This window comes from Curtobacterium sp. BNK-1 (genome assembly GCF_048685235.1).
Taxonomy (GTDB): Bacteria; Pseudomonadota; Gammaproteobacteria; order Enterobacterales; family Enterobacteriaceae; genus Pantoea; species Pantoea agglomerans.
This window is the reverse complement of the sequence record NZ_JBLQTJ010000001.1, coordinates 2,720,169-2,738,000: the sequence shown is the minus strand read 5'-3', so window position 1 is coordinate 2,738,000 and position 17,832 is coordinate 2,720,169. Positions and strand designations below refer to the sequence as shown.

Annotated in this window: 14 protein-coding genes; 11 read left to right on the top strand and 3 right to left on the bottom strand. The window is 55.9% G+C overall.

The window, feature by feature from the left end:
- The first annotated feature begins 66 nt into the window (after nucleotides 1-66).
- The 9 genes from pilW to ACMGGP_RS12860 all read left to right on the top strand — a co-directional run bounded on the left by pilW (nucleotide 67) and on the right by ACMGGP_RS12860 (nucleotide 10,911).
- Entirely contained in the window at nucleotides 67-801 is a 735-nt protein-coding gene (gene pilW / locus ACMGGP_RS12900) for a type IV pilus biogenesis/stability protein PilW (RefSeq protein ID WP_029519436.1), read from the top strand.
- A complete protein-coding gene (gene rodZ, locus ACMGGP_RS12895) occupies nucleotides 791-1,810 on the top strand; it encodes a cytoskeleton protein RodZ (RefSeq protein ID WP_498798502.1) in 1,020 nt (339 codons plus the stop codon). The genes pilW and rodZ overlap by 11 nt, the downstream gene beginning before the upstream one ends.
- A 37-nt stretch (nucleotides 1,811-1,847) precedes the next feature.
- Nucleotides 1,848-2,969: a flavodoxin-dependent (E)-4-hydroxy-3-methylbut-2-enyl-diphosphate synthase gene (gene ispG, locus ACMGGP_RS12890; protein WP_498798501.1), complete on the top strand. Its 1,122-nt coding sequence runs from the start codon at nucleotides 1,848-1,850 to the stop codon at nucleotides 2,967-2,969.
- 105 nt (nucleotides 2,970-3,074) lie between these two features.
- A complete protein-coding gene (gene hisS, locus ACMGGP_RS12885; protein WP_010257545.1) occupies nucleotides 3,075-4,349 on the top strand; it encodes a histidine--tRNA ligase in 1,275 nt (424 codons plus the stop codon).
- Nucleotides 4,350-4,388: 39 nt separating this feature from the next.
- The gene (locus tag ACMGGP_RS12880) at nucleotides 4,389-5,006 is read left to right on the top strand and encodes a YfgM family protein (protein ID WP_010257542.1); all 618 of its coding nucleotides are present in this window, start codon (nucleotides 4,389-4,391) and stop codon (nucleotides 5,004-5,006) included.
- A gap of 19 nt (nucleotides 5,007-5,025) precedes the next feature.
- Complete coding sequence (gene bamB, locus ACMGGP_RS12875; protein ID WP_033769690.1) at nucleotides 5,026-6,207, top strand: outer membrane protein assembly factor BamB; 1,182 nt, start codon at nucleotides 5,026-5,028, stop codon at nucleotides 6,205-6,207.
- Between the two features lie 174 nt (nucleotides 6,208-6,381).
- Complete coding sequence (gene der, locus ACMGGP_RS12870; protein ID WP_010257536.1) at nucleotides 6,382-7,872, top strand: ribosome biogenesis GTPase Der; 1,491 nt, start codon at nucleotides 6,382-6,384, stop codon at nucleotides 7,870-7,872.
- 62 nt (nucleotides 7,873-7,934) lie between these two features.
- Complete coding sequence (locus ACMGGP_RS12865; protein ID WP_010257531.1) at nucleotides 7,935-8,156, top strand: zinc ribbon domain-containing protein; 222 nt, start codon at nucleotides 7,935-7,937, stop codon at nucleotides 8,154-8,156.
- 313 nt (nucleotides 8,157-8,469) lie between these two features.
- Nucleotides 8,470-10,911 carry a glucose/quinate/shikimate family membrane-bound PQQ-dependent dehydrogenase gene (locus ACMGGP_RS12860; protein ID WP_498798500.1) on the top strand — a complete coding sequence of 814 codons (2,442 nt, stop codon included), beginning with the start codon at nucleotides 8,470-8,472 and terminating at the stop codon, nucleotides 10,909-10,911.
- A 271-nt stretch (nucleotides 10,912-11,182) separates the two neighbouring features.
- On the opposite strand, the gene ACMGGP_RS12855 is transcribed toward ACMGGP_RS12860, so the two are convergent.
- The 3 genes from ACMGGP_RS12855 to xseA form a co-directional block, all read right to left on the bottom strand.
- Nucleotides 11,183-11,515, bottom strand: a complete 333-nt coding sequence (locus ACMGGP_RS12855; RefSeq protein ID WP_010671321.1) for a protealysin inhibitor emfourin — start codon at nucleotides 11,513-11,515, stop codon at nucleotides 11,183-11,185.
- Entirely contained in the window at nucleotides 11,512-12,525 is a 1,014-nt protein-coding gene (locus ACMGGP_RS12850) for a M4 family metallopeptidase (RefSeq protein WP_498798499.1), read from the bottom strand. Before ACMGGP_RS12850 ends, ACMGGP_RS12855 begins: the two co-directional genes overlap by 4 nt.
- A 446-nt stretch (nucleotides 12,526-12,971) precedes the next feature.
- On the bottom strand, nucleotides 12,972-14,366 hold the full coding sequence (gene xseA, locus ACMGGP_RS12845) for an exodeoxyribonuclease VII large subunit (RefSeq protein WP_498798498.1): 1,395 nt from the start codon (nucleotides 14,364-14,366) through the stop codon (nucleotides 12,972-12,974).
- 147 nt (nucleotides 14,367-14,513) lie between these two features.
- On the opposite strand from xseA, the gene guaB reads away from it, so the two are divergent.
- Together guaB and guaA are read left to right on the top strand one after the other, a co-directional pair.
- Nucleotides 14,514-15,980: an IMP dehydrogenase gene (gene guaB, locus ACMGGP_RS12840; protein ID WP_010671324.1), complete on the top strand. Its 1,467-nt coding sequence runs from the start codon at nucleotides 14,514-14,516 to the stop codon at nucleotides 15,978-15,980.
- A 68-nt stretch (nucleotides 15,981-16,048) separates the two neighbouring features.
- Nucleotides 16,049-17,629, top strand: coding sequence for a glutamine-hydrolyzing GMP synthase (gene guaA, locus ACMGGP_RS12835; protein ID WP_022624130.1), 1,581 nt, complete (start codon nucleotides 16,049-16,051; stop codon nucleotides 17,627-17,629).
- Nucleotides 17,630-17,832: the final 203 nt, after the last annotated feature.

The following is a 17,832-nucleotide window of genomic DNA, read 5'->3' as shown; positions in this document are numbered from 1 at the left end:
GCGTTTCCTGAAGTGATGACGCGTGGCAGGCTGCAGCCTGTCAACGTCAACCGGATGGAAACGATTATGCGTAACGGATTACCTGCAGTTTTACTGGCGCTGTTTGTTGTAAGCGGGTGTGTCAGCCAGCATCACGAACCCGGAGCAGAAGAGGTGCGTCTGCAGTTAGGGATGCACTATCTGGCGGGTGGCGACTATGCCGCAGCTGAGCGAAACTTTCTGCGGGCACAGGCCGCCGCGCCAGAGGATTACCGGGTCTCGCTTGCGCTGGCTCGACTGGCGCAGAAGCAGGGTAATCAGACAGCGGCGCAGGCACGGTTTATACTGGCACAGCAGCAGGCCCCGGATAATGGTTTTGTTGCTAACAATTACGGTGCGTTTCTCTGCGCTTTAAGGCAGTATGGCGAAGCGCATCAACAGTTTAGTCGGGCAAGCGCAGCACCGCAGTTTGATGCACGCAATGACGCGCTTGAACTGGCAGGGTTTTGTTATCTGCAGGCTGGCGATATTGCCGCTGCCCGCAGGACACTACGCCAGGCCATTGAGGCTGACAGACGCAAAGCTGATTCGCTGCTGTCGGAAGCTGAAAAGCAGATGGCAGATAACCATCTGGCGAAGGTGCAGGTTTTGCTTGATGTTTACCAGCAACAGCTGCCCGCAACGGCACGAAGTCTGGCGTTACACTTACGTTTCGCCGCGCTACAGGGAGATGCCGCTGACGTTTCACGTTATGGCGACCAGTTAGCGCGACGTTTTCCGCAATCGATACAGTACCAGCGTTATTTAGCTAATGAATACTGAAGCCACTCAAGAAAACTCTGCATTACATTCAACAGGTGAACGCCTGCGTCTGGCCCGTGAGCAGATGGGGCTGACGCAGCAGAACGTCGCTGAACGCCTGTGCCTGAAACTTTCTACCGTGCGTGATATCGAGGAAGACAAATCGCCTGCCGATCTGGCCTCCACGTTCCTGCGCGGATACATTCGCTCCTACGCGCGTCTGGTGCACATTCCTGAAGAGGAACTGCTGCCGATGATGGCGAAACAGACACCGATTCGGGCTTCAAAGATCGAGCCGATGCAAAGTTACTCGCTGGGCAAACGCCGCAAGAAACGCGACGGCTGGTTGATGATTTTCACCTGGCTGGTGGTGTTTGTGGTGGTGGGCCTGACCGGTGCCTGGTGGTGGCAGAATCATAAAGAGTCGCAGGATGATCTGGTGCCGATGACCGATCAGAACAGCAGCAGCGGTGATAGCGGCCAGTCCATTCCGCTGGGTGAATCCAGCGGTGACAGCGCGGCACCTGCCGCACCTGACGAAAGCAATACCACCAGTGACAACAGCGCAGCCAGTGCGCCAGCGAGTGCGGCTCCGGCCGCCACTGGCAGCAATAGCGCGACCACCGCACAGCCGGATACCACCAGCAATGCCGTGGTTTCACCGAGCCAGGTGCCCGTGGACAACTCAGCGGCTGCACCTGCGGCCGCTAACACGAATACCAATAACAGCACGGCACCTCAGATGCCAGTAGGTGCAGCGGCGGTCAGTGAACCGGCTGCTGACCCTAATGCGGTGGTGATGACCTTTAACGCCGACTGCTGGCTGGAAGTGAGCGATGCCACCGGCAAAAAACTGTTCAGCGGCATTCAGCGCAGTGGTGGTAAACTCAGCCTCGCAGGAACGCCTCCGTATCGTCTGAAAATTGGCGCGCCTTCCGCTGTTCAGGTGCAATATCAGAATCAGCCCGTTGATTTAAGTCGTTTTATCCGTAATAACCAGGTTGCTCGCCTGACGTTGGGTGCGCAATAACAGCGTATCGCGTACCGGGCAATTGTGGAGAAGAAATATGCATAACGAAGCACCCATTATCCGTCGTAAATCCAAACGCATTTACGTCGGCAAGGTGCCGGTCGGTGACGGCGCACCCATCGCTGTCCAGTCGATGACCAACACCCGCACCACTGACGTGGAGGCGACGGTAAATCAGATCAAAGCCCTTGAGCGAGTCGGTGTCGATATCGTTCGTATCTCGGTGCCTACCATGGATGCCGCAGAAGCATTCAGACTGATCAAACAGCAGGTAAACGTCCCGCTGGTTGCAGATATTCATTTTGACTACCGCATCGCCCTGAAAGTCGCCGAGTATGGCGTCGACTGCCTGCGCATCAATCCCGGTAATATCGGGAACAATGAGCGCATCCGTATGGTGGTCGACTGCGCGCGCGACAACAATATTCCGATTCGAATTGGCGTGAACGCCGGTTCGCTGGAGAAAGATCTGCAGGAAAAGTATGGCGAGCCGACGCCGAAGGCGTTGCTGGAATCTGCCATGCGCCATGTCGATCATCTCGACCGTCTTAACTTCGATCAATTCAAAGTCAGCGTTAAAGCCTCTGACGTTTTCCTCGCGGTTGAATCTTATCGTCTGCTGGCGAAACAGATTGAACAGCCACTGCATCTCGGTATCACCGAAGCGGGCGGCGCGCGGGCTGGCGCAGTGAAATCGGCGATTGGACTGGGTCTGCTGCTGTCAGAAGGGATCGGCGATACGCTGCGTATCTCGCTGGCCGCCGATCCGGTAGAAGAAGTCAAAGTCGGTTTCGATATCCTCAAGTCACTGCGCATCCGTTCTCGTGGCATCAACTTCATCGCCTGTCCGACCTGCTCACGTCAGGAGTTCGACGTTATCGGCACGGTCAACGCGCTGGAGCAGCGTCTGGAAGACCTCATCACCCCGATGGATGTCTCCATTATCGGCTGCGTGGTCAACGGACCCGGCGAGGCGACTCTCTCTACGCTGGGCGTGACCGGCGGCAGCAAGAAGAGTGGTTTCTACGAAGATGGTGTGCGTCAGCGCGATCGTCTCGACAACAATGACATGATCGATCAGCTGGAAGCGCGCATTCGTGCTAAAGCGTCGATGCTGGATGCCAGTCGCCGTATTGATGTGCAGCATCTGGAAAAATAATGGCGTACGCGGTTTGCGTGCGTGACTTTTTTGACTGAACCTGTGCGGTTTCATCCTCATAAGGTATGATGCCGGACAGGTTTTTTTGCATTAAGAGATTCTAACGTGGCGAAGAATATTCAGGCGATTCGCGGGATGAACGACTACCTGCCTGCGGATACCGCCCTCTGGCAACGGATTGAAGGCGTTCTCAAGCAGACGCTGGCGAGCTACGGTTACAGCGAAATTCGCTTACCGCTGGTGGAGCAAACCCCACTGTTTAAACGCGCCATCGGTGAAGTCACCGACGTGGTTGAAAAAGAGATGTATACCTTCGAAGACCGCAACGGTGAAAGCCTGACGCTGCGTCCGGAAGGCACTGCAGGTTGCGTGCGAGCCGGTATTGAACACGGTTTACTCTACAACCAGGAGCAGCGCCTGTGGTATATGGGCCCGATGTTCCGCTATGAGCGTCCGCAGAAAGGCCGCTATCGTCAGTTCTACCAGATTGGCGTGGAAGTGTTTGGTCTGCAGGGACCGGACATCGATGCTGAACTGATCATGCTGAACGCCCGCTGGTGGAAAGCCCTGGGTATCTCTGAGCACGTTCGTCTGGAACTCAACTCTATCGGTTCGCTGGAAGCACGCGCGCATTACCGCGACGCGCTGGTCGCCTTCCTTGAACAGCATAAAGAGGTGCTGGATGAGGATTGTAAACGCCGCATGTACACCAATCCGATGCGCGTTCTCGACACTAAAAATCCCGATATTCAGCAGCTACTGAATGATGCGCCACAGCTTGGCGACTATCTTGATGACGAATCACGCGAACATTTCAGCGGCCTGTGTGCCCTGCTGGATGACGCCGGGATCAGCTACACCGTCAATCAGCGTCTGGTACGCGGTCTTGATTATTACAATCGCACCGTGATTGAGTGGGTCACCGATAGCCTGGGTTCACAGGGCACGGTATGTGGTGGCGGTCGCTATGATGGCCTGGTTGAGCAGCTCGGTGGGCGCGCAACACCTGCCGTTGGCTTTGCCATGGGCATGGAGCGTCTGGTGCTGCTGGTTCAGGCGGTTAATCCTGAATTTGAACCGACGAGCAATGTGGATGTCTATGTTATCGCTTCAGGTCAGGGCGTGCAGTCTGCAGCAATGCAGCTGGCTGAGAAATTGCGTGATGAAGCGCCAGAACTGAGGCTGATGACCAACTTTGGCGGCGGCAACTTCAAGAAACAGTTTGCCCGTGCTGACAAGTGGGGCGCTCGCGTCGCACTGGTGTTAGGCGAGGACGAGGTCAAAGCCGGTCAGGTCGTGATTAAAGATCTGCGCCGTGGCGAGCAGCAAACGCTGGATCAGGCAGAGGCTGCTGCTGTCTTGCGCTCGCTGTTACAGTAAGCGTGACACAGCACCAACCATAGAAAGGAGAGGGATTGCGTGGAAGTGTATAGCAATGAGAACGAGCAGACCGACGCGCTGCGCAACTTTTTTGCCAACAATGGCAAAGCGTTAGCTATTGGCGTGGTGATCGGCATTGCTGCGCTGGGCGGCTGGCGTTACTGGAGCAGTCATCAGGACGATACGGCGAAGACAGTATCAGCGCAGTATCAGCAGCTCACCAGCGCCATGCAGGCGGGCAAACCGGAGACGCTGGAAGCGGTAAACCGTTTTGCCAGTGAAAACAGCAACACCTACGGTGCGCTGGCTGCGATGGATCTGGCGAAGCAGTATGTTGACGCCGGTCAGCTTGATAAAGCCGCGACGCTGCTGCAAAACGGACTGAAAGATACCAAAGATGCCAATCTGCAGGCGGTGATTAACCTGCGCCTGGCACGCATTCAACTGCAACAGAATCAAGCGGATGCGGCGCTTAAAACCCTTGACGGTGTGAAGGGTGATGGCTGGACAGCCATTGTGGCCGATATTCGCGGCGAAGCGCTGCTGACCAAAGGCGACAAGCAGGGCGCGCGCGATGCCTGGAGTAAAGGGGTTGAATCTGACGCCTCTCCGGCATTGAAGCAAATGATGCAGATGAAGATGAATAACTTAAGCTAAGCCAGTCAAGAGAGAGCGCATGGAATTACGTAAATACCTGCTGCCGGGACTGATTTCAGTCACTTTGCTCAGCGGTTGTTCGCTGTTTAGCGGCGAAGAAGATGTAGTAAAAATGGCCCCGTTACCGAAGGTGGAAAATCAGTTCACGCCACAGAAAGTGTGGAGCACCTCGGTAGGCGATGGTGTCGGTGATTTCTACTCAAATCTGCATCCTGCCTGGCAGGATAATACGGTTTATGCTGCCGACCGCTTTGGTATCGTCAAAGCGCTCGATGCCGCAGACGGTAAAGAAAAATGGAAAGTCGATCTCTCTGAGAAAACCGGCTTCTTCTCTAAAAATCGCTCAGCCATGTTATCAGGTGGCCTGACGGCTGATGGCGATCGGGTCTATGTTGGCAGCGAGCGCGGCCAGGTTTATGCCCTCAACAGCAGTGATGGTAGCCTGGCGTGGCAGACGAAAGTCGCCGGTGAAGCCCTGTCACGTCCGGTAGTCAGCGATGGTCTGGTGCTGGTTCATACCAGCAACGGCATGTTGCAGGGCCTGGATCAGAGCAGCGGTGCCGTGAAGTGGAGCGTTAACCTGGATATGCCAGCGTTGTCTCTGCGCGGTGAATCTGCTCCGGCTGTCGCTTTTGGTGGCGCGATTGTCGGTGGCGACAATGGTCGTGTCAGTGCCGTGGTGCTGAACCAGGGACAACTGGTCTGGCAGCAGCGTATTTCCCAGGTCAGCGGTGCCACTGAGATCGATCGTCTTAACGATGTCGATACCACACCGGTTATCGTCAATGGCGTGGTTTACGCGCTGGCGTATAACGGCAATCTGACAGCACTGGATCTGCGTTCCGGCCAGATTTTGTGGAAACGCGAAATTGGCGGTGTGAAAGATCTGATTGTAGATGCCGGCCGCATTTATCTGGTCGATCAGGACGATCGTGTGATTGCGCTCAACGCTGACGGCGGTGTCGCCATCTGGCGTCAAAGCGATCTGCTGCATCGCAACCTGACTTCGCCGGTGCTCTACAACGGCTATCTGGTTGTCGGCGACAGCGAAGGTTATCTGCACTGGCTGAACACCACGGATGGTCGTTTTGTTGCGCAGCAGAAACTGGATAGCTCAGGCTTCCAGACCGAGCCGGTGGTCGCCAGCGATAAGCTGCTGATCCAGTCGAAAGATGGTGAGGTTTATGCGATTACCCGTTAACGGGTACACGTCTGGCAGGTGAAATCCTCCGTTCCGACGGCTCCTGATTTAATCAGGGGCCGTTTCGTTTTTAGTCAGGCATGGTATTCTTTGCGCCTTAAGCCTGAACTTGACGGCCAGAGCCGTTATAATCACGCCATTCGGGCGATTAATTATTTATTGAGGCATTTTGTTATGGTACCTGTGGTCGCGCTGGTTGGGCGTCCCAATGTGGGAAAATCTACGCTATTTAACCGCTTAACCCGCACACGTGATGCGCTGGTAGCGGATTTTCCTGGACTGACTCGCGATCGCAAATATGGTCGCGCCGAAGTGGAAGGGCGCGAATTTATTGTTATTGATACCGGTGGTATCGACGGCACCGAAGAGGGTGTTGAAACGCGGATGGCCGAGCAGTCACTGCTGGCGATTGAAGAAGCGGATGTCGTGCTGTTTATGGTCGATGCGCGTGCGGGCATGATGGCCGCCGATCAGCAAATCGCTAAGCATCTCCGTTCCCGCCAGAAAGCGACTTTCCTGGTGGCCAACAAAACTGACGGGATGGATCCTGATCAGGCGGTTGTGGACTTCTATTCACTGGGCCTGGGCGAGATCCACGCCATTGCGGCATCGCATGGTCGTGGTGTGAGCAGCCTGATAGAAGAGGCACTGCTGCCATGGATGGACAAAGTTGAGACGGTCGAGCTCACGGAAGAAGAAGAGAACCAGGCGTACTGGGCTGCGCTTGAAGCTGACGAGATTGCTGAGCAGGAAGCCGCCGAGGAAGAAGAAAACTTCGACCCGACGGGCCTGCCGATCAAACTGGCGATTGTTGGCCGTCCTAACGTAGGTAAGTCAACGCTTACCAACCGTATTCTCGGTGAAGACCGCGTAGTGGTCTACGATATGCCGGGTACCACCCGCGACAGCATCTATATTCCGATGGAGCGTGATGGACGTGAATACGTTCTGATCGACACGGCGGGCGTGCGTAAGCGTGCCAAAATCTCTGACACTGTAGAGAAATTCTCGGTGATCAAGACGCTGCAGGCGATTGAAGATGCCAACGTGGTGATGCTGGTGATTGATGCCCATGCCGGTATTTCCGATCAGGATCTGTCGCTGCTTGGCTTCATTCTCAACAGTGGTCGTTCGCTGGTGATTGTGGTCAACAAATGGGATGGCCTGTCGCAGGAAGTGCGTGATGAAGTGAAAGAGACACTGGACTACCGTCTGGGCTTTATCGACTTCGCCCGCATCCACTTTATCTCTGCGCTGCACGGCAGCGGCGTCGGCAATCTGTTTGAGTCGATCACTGAAGCCTATGACTGTTCGACGAAGCGTGTAAACACCTCGCTGCTGACCCGTATCATGAACATGGCGGCAGACGATCACCAGCCACCGCTGGTACGCAGTCGTCGCGTTAAGCTCAAATACGCGCACGCGGGGGGCTATAACCCGCCTATCGTGGTAATCCACGGTAATCAGGTTAAGGATCTGCCCGATTCTTACAAACGCTACCTGATGAACTATTTCCGTAAATCACTCAACGTGATGGGAACGCCAATTCGTATTCAGTTCAAAGAGGGTGATAACCCTTATGAAGGCAAACGTAACCTGCTGACACCAACGCAGCAGCGTAAACGTAAGCGTCTGCTGGCGCATATGAAAAAGAACAAGCGTTAAGAATAGAGGGCCATCTGGCCCTCTTTTTTTTGCCCTGAATAAACCGGAGCAGGGAGAAAATAGTGACTATTATTTGCGAAAAATGTCAGCAACCGCTATCGCTCAGCGACGGTGAATTTATCTGTAATACCTGCGGTACGCATTACCCCGCACAACCCTGCTGTCCGGCGTGTCATCAGCCGCTTGAGGTGCTCAAAGCCTGCGGCGCGGTGGACTATTTTTGCCGGAACGGACATGGCCTTATCTCCCGCAAGCGCGTCCTTTTCCAGCCGCCAGGTCACTGACGCCGCTTTCAGCTACGCTTAAAACGTCTGAGAATTCAGAGCGACGACTGGCTCATTTTGTAGCAAAAATGCTATTGCGCCGTAACAAATGAGTTGTAGATGTTCACTCTGTAATGTACCAGGTGGTACAATCCTGCCGCGTCGTGGGAGGGGCAAGCCACATCCGTGTTCTTCCGGCCCCTCGATCTCACGGACGCGGGTCTGTTTATATTCGATTTGAAACCGAGCGGTGCCTGGCGCGGACTGCCTTATCGCGCCGGCGTCCGGAAGGCCATCTGTCCGGGCGCTCTGTTTATTCAGGAGAGTAAGTATTATGGCTGAAACATCCTCCCGCTCCGGAAAGGGGCTGGGAATAGCATCCGTGCTGCTCGGACTGGTGCTGCTTGCCACCGGTCTGTTTTTTGCAATTGGCGGCGGCAAACTGGTTGCACTTGGTGGCAGCGGGTACTTTTTAATTGCGGGTATCGTCACTGTACTCTCCGCAATTCAGTTCTTCCGTCGCAAATCCTCGGCAGTGATTCTGTTCCTGCTGGTCTTTGTCGGCACCCTGATCTGGTCGCTGTTCGACGCGGGCCTGGAGTTCTGGCCGCTGGTATCACGCCTGATGGTGCCTGCCGGACTGATGCTGCTTGCCTTCCTGATCTGGCCTTCACTGCGTAAGCATGAAGGTAAGCACTCACTGGCAAAACCCTCTTATGCGTTCTCTGCGCTGCTGGCGGCAGGCATGGTTGTTACGCTGGTGCAGATGTTCCAGCCACATCCTACCGTTGCAGGCACGGGCGAAGAGCTGCCGCTGATCCCGGTAGATAAAGCGAAACAGCAGAAAGACTGGGATAACTACGGTAATACTCCGCAGGGCAGCCGCTTTGTGGCGCTGGATCAAATCACCCGCGACAACGTGAAAGATCTGCAGGTGGCCTGGACTTTCCGCACCGGTGATACCCCTGTCAGCCCGACCGGCAACGGCGCAGAAGATCAGCAGACACCGTTGCAGATTGGCAACACCCTTTATCTCTGCACACCGCACAACAACGTCATCGCCGTTGAAGCCAACAGCGGTAAGCAGATCTGGAAACGTGAAATCAATGCCAAAGCGGAAGTCTGGCCGCGCTGTCGTGGTCTGGCTTACTTTGACGCCACAAAACCGCTGCAGCAGCCAGATAAGCCGGGGTCTTCACCTGTGACTGCCGCAGTGTTGCCAGCCGGTGACAGCTGTCAGCGTCGTATTCTGATGAACACCATCGACGCGCGTCTGATTGCGATCAATGCTGACAACGGTGAGTTCTGTGAAAACTTTGGCGATCACGGCATCGTTGATCTCAAAGCGGGCATGGGCAAGGCACCGGATCCGCAATATCAGCTGACCTCAGCGCCAACCCTGGCTGGCACCACTGTGGTGGTCGGCGGTCGCGTAGCGGATAACGTGCAGACGGATATGCCGGGTGGCGTGTTGCGTGGCTTTGACGTTATCACCGGCCAGATGCGCTGGGCGTTTGACCCAGGCAATGTTGACCCGAATGCGATATTGATGCCGGGTAAAGATTATACCCGCAGTACGCCGAACTCATGGGCGCCGATGTCTTACGACCCGGCAATGAACACCGTGTTCATTCCAATGGGCAGTTCGTCGGTTGACCTCTGGGGTGCGAACCGTACTGAACTGGATCACAAATATGGCGCATCGGTTCTGGCGCTGGATGCCACGACCGGTAAAGAGAAGTGGGTCTATCAGACCGTGCATAACGATCTGTGGGACTTTGACCTGCCGATGCAGCCAAGCCTGATCGACTTCCCGCAAAAAGATGGCACTACCACACCTGCGGTAGTGATTGGCGGCAAAACCGGCATGATCTTCGTACTTGACCGTATGACCGGCACGCCGCTGACCAAAGTCGAAGAACTGCCGATGCCGCAGGGTCATATCCCGAACGAGCAGTACACCAAAACGCAGCCACACTCGACCGGGATGCCGCAGATTGGCAACCAGACGCTGAAAGAGTCTGACATGTGGGGTGCCACGCCGTTTGATCAGCTGGCCTGCCGCATCGGCTTCAAATCCATGCGCTATGATGGCCTGTTCACCGTGCCGGACACCGACAAGTCTCTGAGCTTCCCGGGTTCGCTGGGCGGTATGAACTGGGGCAGCATGTCGGTCGATCCGAACAACCACCTGTTGTTCGTCAATGATATGCGTCTGGGTCTGTGGGTTCAGATGATCCCGGCTGATACCAGCAATATTGCGCGTGGCAGCAACGGCGGCGAAGCGATCAACACCGGTATGGGTGCCGTTCCGCTGAAAGGCACGCCATATGCTGTGAATAAAAATCGCTTTATGTCACCGCTGGGTATCCCATGTCAGAAACCGCCATTTGGTACGCTGTCGGCGATTGACATGAAAACGCAGAAAATCGTCTGGCAGGTGCCGGTCGGCACGGTGCAGGATACCGGACCATTCGGTATCAAGATGCGCGTGAAAATGCCGGTTGGCATGCCAACGCTGGGCGGTACGCTGGCCACGCAGGGCGGCCTGGTGTTCATCGCGGGTACGCAGGATTACTATCTGCGCGCCTTTGACTCTTCAACCGGGAAAGAGGTGTGGAAAGCACGTCTGCCGGTAGGCAGTCAGGGTGGCCCGATGAGCTACGTCTCACCGAAAGATGGTAAGCAGTACATCCTGATCTCGGCAGGTGGCGCACGTCAGTCACCGGACCGTGGTGATTATGTAATTGCTTACGCGCTGCCAGACAGCAAGTAACAACACTTAATGAAAAGGGCCGACATTGTCGGCCCTTTTTTACGGAAAAGTCTTGCCTGGTTCGCTGTAAGACCGAGCATGCTCAGGGAACACGGTCAGATCGGAAAGTCGCAAAATCGTCATCCATGACTGCTCGGCCCGCGCCGTCCATGGCGCGGGACGCTTTCCTCCTCTGAACGTGTTACCTTCGCTTTAAGCTCATTTGTCGCTAACAGATGCACATCGGATTATCAGCAGTCTGCGGGCCGACATTGTCGGCCCTTTTTTTTGCTTATTTGCCGTCGCGCCACAGCGCCTGCAACTCAGGCGGCGCCACCTGTTCCGGAATCAACAGCACTATCGTCCCGACCTCGCGGTGGGTTGCATACTGAATCTGGATGCGAAAATAGCGTTGATCGCCACTGCCCACCTGCGCGGCTTTCTCCTCCGGTTCGCCCAGCGGCATCGCCTGCTGCAGCGCATGGCAGACGCGCTCTCTTTCTGGCGGCGGCAGATCGCCCAGCATAAAGCGTCGTTCGGCGCGTAGCCCCGGAATAAAGGCCATGCCGCCTTCACGCGCGACGATGATGGTGGCGTCATCAGTGAGTTCGGGCAGGTCACTCATAGCACGCCAACCTCCTTCCACGCCTGTTCAATGGCACTGCCGACCGATTCGTTGAACCGTTTTTTACCATGCTGAACGGTGAAGCGGGCAAAGGTCTTAAAGTCAGCATCCTGTGGCAGTACGTCGTCACACACCGTATCGTACCAGGCATATCCCGCCTGTTCCCACGCATAACCACCCAGCGCTGTTGCTGCCAGATAAAAAGCCCGGTTAGGGATGCCGGAGTTGATATGAACCCCGCCATTATCTTCACGTGTCTTCACGTAGTGATCCATGTGTGCCGGTTGCGGATCTTTGCCCAGCATCGGGTCATCATAGGCCGAGCCAGGTTCAGACATCGATCGCAGACCACGCCCATTGATGCCGCTTGCCAGCAGGCCTTCGCCGATAATCCAGTCCGCCTCATCGGCGCGCTGTTTTTTACTGAACTGTTTCACCAGCGAGCCAAACACATCTGACAGCGACTCGTTCAGTGCACCAGCCTGCTCGAAGTAGATCAAGCCGGCTTCATTTTCCGTCACGCCATGCGCCAGTTCATGCGCCACAACGTCAATCGCAATGGTGAAGCGATTAAAGATTTCGCCGTCACCATCACCAAATACCATTTGCTGACCGTTCCAGAAGGCGTTCTGGTATTTGTCACCGTAGTGCACGGTACCGAGCAATTTCAGCCCCTGATTATCCAGCGAATTACGCTGATAAGCCTGCCAGAAGAAGTCATAGGTTACGCCAAGATAGTCCCATGCTTCCTCAGCCGCCACGTCGTCATTGCCGGGCTGGCCCTCCTGACGAATCAACTTACCTGGCAGGGTCTGCTGACTTTGCGCATCATAAATTTCACGATCCACGTGGCCGCCTGCCGCGGATTTTGCCACCGGCTGCTTTTGCCAGTGTTCCGCCATCAGGTGCTGGACGTGTGTCAGGGTGCGACGCGCCTGCTCCTGCTGGTGGCCGGAACCGTGCGCGATGATTTTGCGAAGGATATAGGGAGGAATAACGCAATAAGCCATCTGAAACTCCTTGGCGACAGGGAATGTGCCAGAAAGTATAGACCCGTCAGGCTGGTTAGACCTCATTAGTGAGGCCAGCGTTAAGTGTTAAAGTGTGAGCTGACGGGCAGAGTCAGGAGGCAGTTTTGCAGCGGCGCTTTTCTGAGGCAACAACGTTGGCAAGCCATCTGAAACGCCCTGGCGACAGGGAATGTGCCAGAAAGTATAGACCCGTCAGGCGGGTTAGACCTCATTAGTAAGGCCAGCGTTAAGTGTAAAAGTGTGAGCTGACGGGCAGAGTCAGGAGGCAGTTTTGCGGCGGCGCTTTTCTGAGGCAACAACGTTGGCAAGCCATCTGAAACGCCCTGGCGACAGGGAATGTGCCAGAAAGTATAGACCCTTCAGGCTGGTTAAACCTCATTAGTCAGGCCAGCGTTAAGTGTAAAAGTGTGAGCTGACGGGCAGAGTCAGGAGGCGGTTTTGCGGCGGCGCTTTTTCTCAGGCAGTAACTGCGTCACCTGGCTTTCAACCCAGCCATCATCAAGACGGGTACGGAGCAGGTCGCCGCTCTGGAGCTGTGCGGTTTTCTTCACCACCTGTCCGGCAGTGTCGGTGGTCACGCTAAAACCGCGCGCCAGCGTCGCCAGCGGGCTGACGCCTTCCAGCTGCGCCACCAACTGACCAAAGTGCTGTTTGCTGGTGCTCAGCTGTTTTGTCATGCTCTGCTGCAGGCGGTAGTGCCAGCTTTGCAGCTGTTTTTGCGCATCGAACAGCCGCTGCTGAGGCTGCTGGGCATTGAGTCGATGCGACAGGCGATCCTGCTGACGCGTGGCCTGACGCAGGCGGTTTTCCATCGCTTCTCCCAGTCGCTGCTGCAGGCGGAACAGGGCGGTCTGCTGACGGGCCAGACGCAGCTGCGGATGCTGCTGTTGCAGACGATGTTCAAGGCGGGAGTAAAGCCGCTGCTGACGTGCCAGGTAGTAATCCATCGCCATCTCCAGCCGCTGTTGCTGTGACTGCAACTGACGCAGTAACTCCAGCTGGTTACGGCTGACAATTTCAGCCGCGGCGGAAGGGGTGGGTGCACGTAAATCGGCAACGAAGTCGGCAATGGTGACATCGGTTTCATGACCCACCGCGCTGACGATGGGAATGCGGCTGGCAAAAATGGCGCGCGCCACGCGTTCATCGTTAAAGCCCCACAAATCTTCCAGCGAACCGCCGCCGCGTCCGACAATTAAGACGTCGCACTCGTTGCGCAGGTTGGCGATTTCTATTGCGCGGACGATAGCCGCTGGCGCATCGACGCCCTGAACTACGGTCGGGTAGATGACCACGGGCAGGGAGGGATCACGGCGATGCAGCACGCGTAACACATCGTGCAGCGCCGCGCCGGTGGAAGAGGTGATTACCCCGACCTGACGCGCCGGTTCCGGCAGCGGTTGCTTATGCTGCGGATCAAACAGTCCTTCGGTGGCCAGTTTTGCTTTCAGCAGTTCAAACTGCTGCTGCAGCAAGCCTTCACCCGCCGGATGCATACTTTCGGCAATCAGCTGATAGTCACCGCGTGGCTCATAGAGAGTGATGTTGGCGCGAACCAGCACCTGCTGACCATGCTGCGGACGAAAGGTAACGCGTCGGTTACTGTTGCGGAACATAGCACAGCGAACCTGAGCGCCATCATCTTTCAGCGTGAAGTACCAGTGACCGGATGCCGGTTGCGTGAAGTTGGAGATCTCGGCGCTGATCCAGACCAGGCCCATCTCTTTCTCCAGCAGCTGACGCACTGTCGTATTGAGACGGCTGACGGTAAAAATATTGGCGATGGGTGGCAGCGACATGTGACGAAGATCAAATTCCAAATCAGCAGGTTAATTCATCGATACTACAGGGCTGTCAGTTCGGATCAAGAGTTTTTCGTAAATAATGCTGGAGGCAATCGATTACGGCCTGTATAATGCCGCGGCAATATTTTATCTATTCTCAATCACCCGAGGTGGAGTATTGCCATGTTAAGAATCGCTAAAGAAGCACTCACTTTTGACGACGTTCTGCTCGTCCCTGCACACTCCACCGTCCTGCCGAATACGGCCGATCTCAGCACTCAGCTGACCAAAAATATCCGTTTAAATATTCCTATGCTCTCCGCTGCCATGGACACCGTGACCGAGTCGGGTCTGGCGATTGCGCTGGCACAGGAAGGCGGCCTTGGCTTCATCCATAAAAATATGTCAATCGAACGCCAGGCGGACGAAGTGCGCAAGGTGAAGAAACATGAAAGCGGCGTGGTGACTGAACCACAGACCGTCCTGCCAACCACCCCACTGGCTGACGTTAAAGCGCTGACCGAGCGCAACGGCTTTGCGGGTTATCCGGTGGTTAACCGCGACAACGAACTGGTGGGTATCATCACCGGTCGTGACGTGCGCTTTGTCACTGACCTTTCACAGCCTGTCTCTGCAGTCATGACCCCGAAAGATCGTCTGGTGACGGTGAAAGAGGGCGAAGCGCGCGATGTGGTGCTGCACAGGATGCATGAAAAGCGCGTTGAGAAAGCGCTGGTGGTGGATGACAGCTTCCATCTGCTGGGCATGATCACCGTTAAAGATTTCCAGAAAGCCGAACGTAAACCTAACGCCTGTAAAGATGAGCAGGGCCGTCTGCGTGTCGGTGCGGCAGTTGGCGCAGGTGCAGGTAACGAAGAGCGTATCGATGCGCTGGTTGCAGCGGGCGTTGACGTGCTGCTGATTGACTCTTCACACGGCCATTCTGAAGGCGTGCTGTCACGTATCCGTGAAACCCGTGCCAAATACCCGGACCTTGAAATCGTCGGCGGCAACGTAGCCACCGGTGCCGGCGCACTGGCGCTGGTTGCGGCAGGCGTCAGCGCCGTTAAAGTGGGTATCGGCCCGGGCTCTATCTGTACTACCCGTATCGTAACCGGCGTGGGCGTTCCGCAGATCACTGCTGTCTCTGACGCAGTCACTGCGCTGGAAGGCACCGGTATTCCGGTGATTGCCGATGGCGGTATCCGTTTCTCCGGCGACATCGCGAAAGCGATCGCCGCCGGTGCGTCCTGTGTCATGGTCGGTTCGATGCTGGCGGGGACCGAAGAGTCACCGGGCGAGATCGAACTCTATCAGGGCCGTTCGTTCAAATCCTATCGCGGTATGGGTTCACTGGGCGCGATGTCTAAAGGCTCTTCTGACCGCTACTTCCAGACCGATAACGCCGCTGACAAACTGGTGCCGGAAGGTATCGAAGGTCGCGTGGCCTATAAAGGCCGTCTGAAAGAGATCGTGCATCAGCAGATGGGCGGACTGCGCTCGTGCATGGGCCTGACCGGTTGCCCGACCATTGATGACCTGCGCACTAAGGCGGAGTTTGTCCGCATCAGCGGCGCCGGCATCAATGAGAGCCACGTGCATGATGTGACCATCACCAAAGAGTCACCGAACTACCGCATGGGTTCATAATCCCGATTTCCCGCCCGGCTTCAGCCGGGCGCTTTTATTGATTAAGTCACCGTTCTGGAAAACCCTCAATGACGACGGAAAATATCCATAAGCATCGCATTCTGATTCTCGATTTCGGCTCACAATATACTCAGCTGGTTGCACGTCGCGTGCGCGAGCTGGGCGTTTACTGTGAACTCTGGGCATGGGATGTCACCGAAGAGCAGATTCGCCAGTTCAATCCAAGCGGCATCATCCTTTCCGGTGGCCCGGAGAGCACCACCGAACTGAACAGCCCGCGTGCGCCTGAATATGTCTTCAGCGCTGGCGTGCCGGTGCTGGGTGTCTGCTACGGTATGCAGACGATGGCGATGCAGCTGGGCGGCACCGTTGCTGGCTCAACCGAGCGCGAGTTTGGTTATGCGCAGGTTGAAGTGACGACGCCAAGCGCCCTGGTTCGCGATATTGAAGATGCGATCAGCGCCGCTGGCAAACCGCTGCTGGATGTCTGGATGAGCCACGGCGACAAAGTCACGGCGATCCCGGCTGACTTCGTGACCGTTGCCAGCACAGAAACCTGTCCGTTCGCCATCATGGCTAACGAAGAGAAGCGTTTCTACGGCGTGCAGTTCCACCCGGAAGTGACCCATACCCGCCAGGGGCTGCGGATGCTTGAGCGCTTCGTTATCGACATCTGTGAATGTGAAGCCCTGTGGACGCCAGCCAAAATCATTGAAGATGCGGTTGAACGCCTGCGTGTGCAGGTCGGCAACGACAAAGTGATCCTCGGCCTGTCTGGTGGTGTTGACTCCTCCGTGACGGCAATGCTGCTGCATCGCGCCATTGGCGACCGTCTGACCTGCGTGTTCGTGGATAACGGCCTGCTGCGCCTGAACGAAGCACAACAGGTTATGGATATGTTTGGCGACCACTTCGGCCTCAACATTATTCACGTTGAAGGCGAAGCGCGCTTCCTCGACGCGCTGGCAGGTGAGAATGAGCCGGAAGCGAAACGTAAAATTATCGGTCGCGTCTTTGTGGAAGTCTTCGACGAAGAAGCGCTGAAGCTGCAGGACGTTAAGTGGCTGGCACAGGGCACCATCTATCCGGATGTGATTGAGTCTGCGGCCTCTGCAACCGGTAAGGCGCACGTCATCAAATCGCATCACAACGTCGGCGGCCTGCCGAAAGAGATGAAGATGGGCCTGGTTGAGCCGCTGCGTGAGCTGTTCAAAGATGAAGTGCGTAAGATTGGTCTGGAGCTGGGCCTGCCTTACGACATGCTCTACCGCCATCCGTTCCCGGGTCCAGGTCTGGGCGTGCGCGTGCTGGGCGAAGTGAAGAAAGAGTATTGCGACCTGCTGCGCCGTGCCGATGCCATCTTCATTGAAGAGCTGCATAAAGCGGATCTCTATAACAAAGTCAGCCAGGCGTTCACCGTCTTCCTGCCGGTACGTTCAGTCGGCGTGATGGGCGATGGCCGTAAATATGACTGGGTTGTCTCGCTGCGTGCGGTGGAAACCATCGACTTTATGACCGCACACTGGGCACACCTGCCGTATGAGTTCCTGGGCCGTGTCTCTAACCGCATCATCAATGAAGTCGACGGCATCTCCCGCGTGGTGTATGACATCAGCGGTAAGCCACCAGCGACAATAGAGTGGGAATAACCTGGCCTCAGCCAGTTAATCCCTGATAAGTCTGCAGCCCGCTCCTCAGCGGGTTTTTTTTATTGCTCTGACCGTGCGCAGACTCGCTGTTTTAACCTTTCAGCACATCCAGGTCCGTCGCTGGTGTTTTCCTGTTCACTTTGCCGGAAATTACGCTATCCTCCATGCAGTAAAAGCCCGCAACTGACGTCAGTTGTGTCCCG

Bases quoted from the DNA above. Each gene is read 5' to 3' on its own strand.
- pilW (WP_029519436.1), top strand. From the start codon at position 67: ATGCGTAACGGATTACCTGCAGTTTTACTGGCGCTGTTTGTTGTAAGC.
- rodZ (WP_498798502.1), top strand. From the start codon at position 791: ATGAATACTGAAGCCACTCAAGAAAACTCTGCATTACATTCAACAGGT.
- ispG (WP_498798501.1), top strand. From the start codon at position 1,848: ATGCATAACGAAGCACCCATTATCCGTCGTAAATCCAAACGCATTTAC.
- bamB (WP_033769690.1), top strand. From the start codon at position 5,026: ATGGAATTACGTAAATACCTGCTGCCGGGACTGATTTCAGTCACTTTG.
- der (WP_010257536.1), top strand. From the start codon at position 6,382: ATGGTACCTGTGGTCGCGCTGGTTGGGCGTCCCAATGTGGGAAAATCT.
- ACMGGP_RS12860 (WP_498798500.1), top strand. From the start codon at position 8,470: ATGGCTGAAACATCCTCCCGCTCCGGAAAGGGGCTGGGAATAGCATCC.
- ACMGGP_RS12855 (WP_010671321.1), bottom strand. From the start codon at position 11,515: ATGAGTGACCTGCCCGAACTCACTGATGACGCCACCATCATCGTCGCG.
- ACMGGP_RS12850 (WP_498798499.1), bottom strand. From the start codon at position 12,525: ATGGCTTATTGCGTTATTCCTCCCTATATCCTTCGCAAAATCATCGCG.
- guaB (WP_010671324.1), top strand. From the start codon at position 14,514: ATGTTAAGAATCGCTAAAGAAGCACTCACTTTTGACGACGTTCTGCTC.
- guaA (WP_022624130.1), top strand. From the start codon at position 16,049: ATGACGACGGAAAATATCCATAAGCATCGCATTCTGATTCTCGATTTC.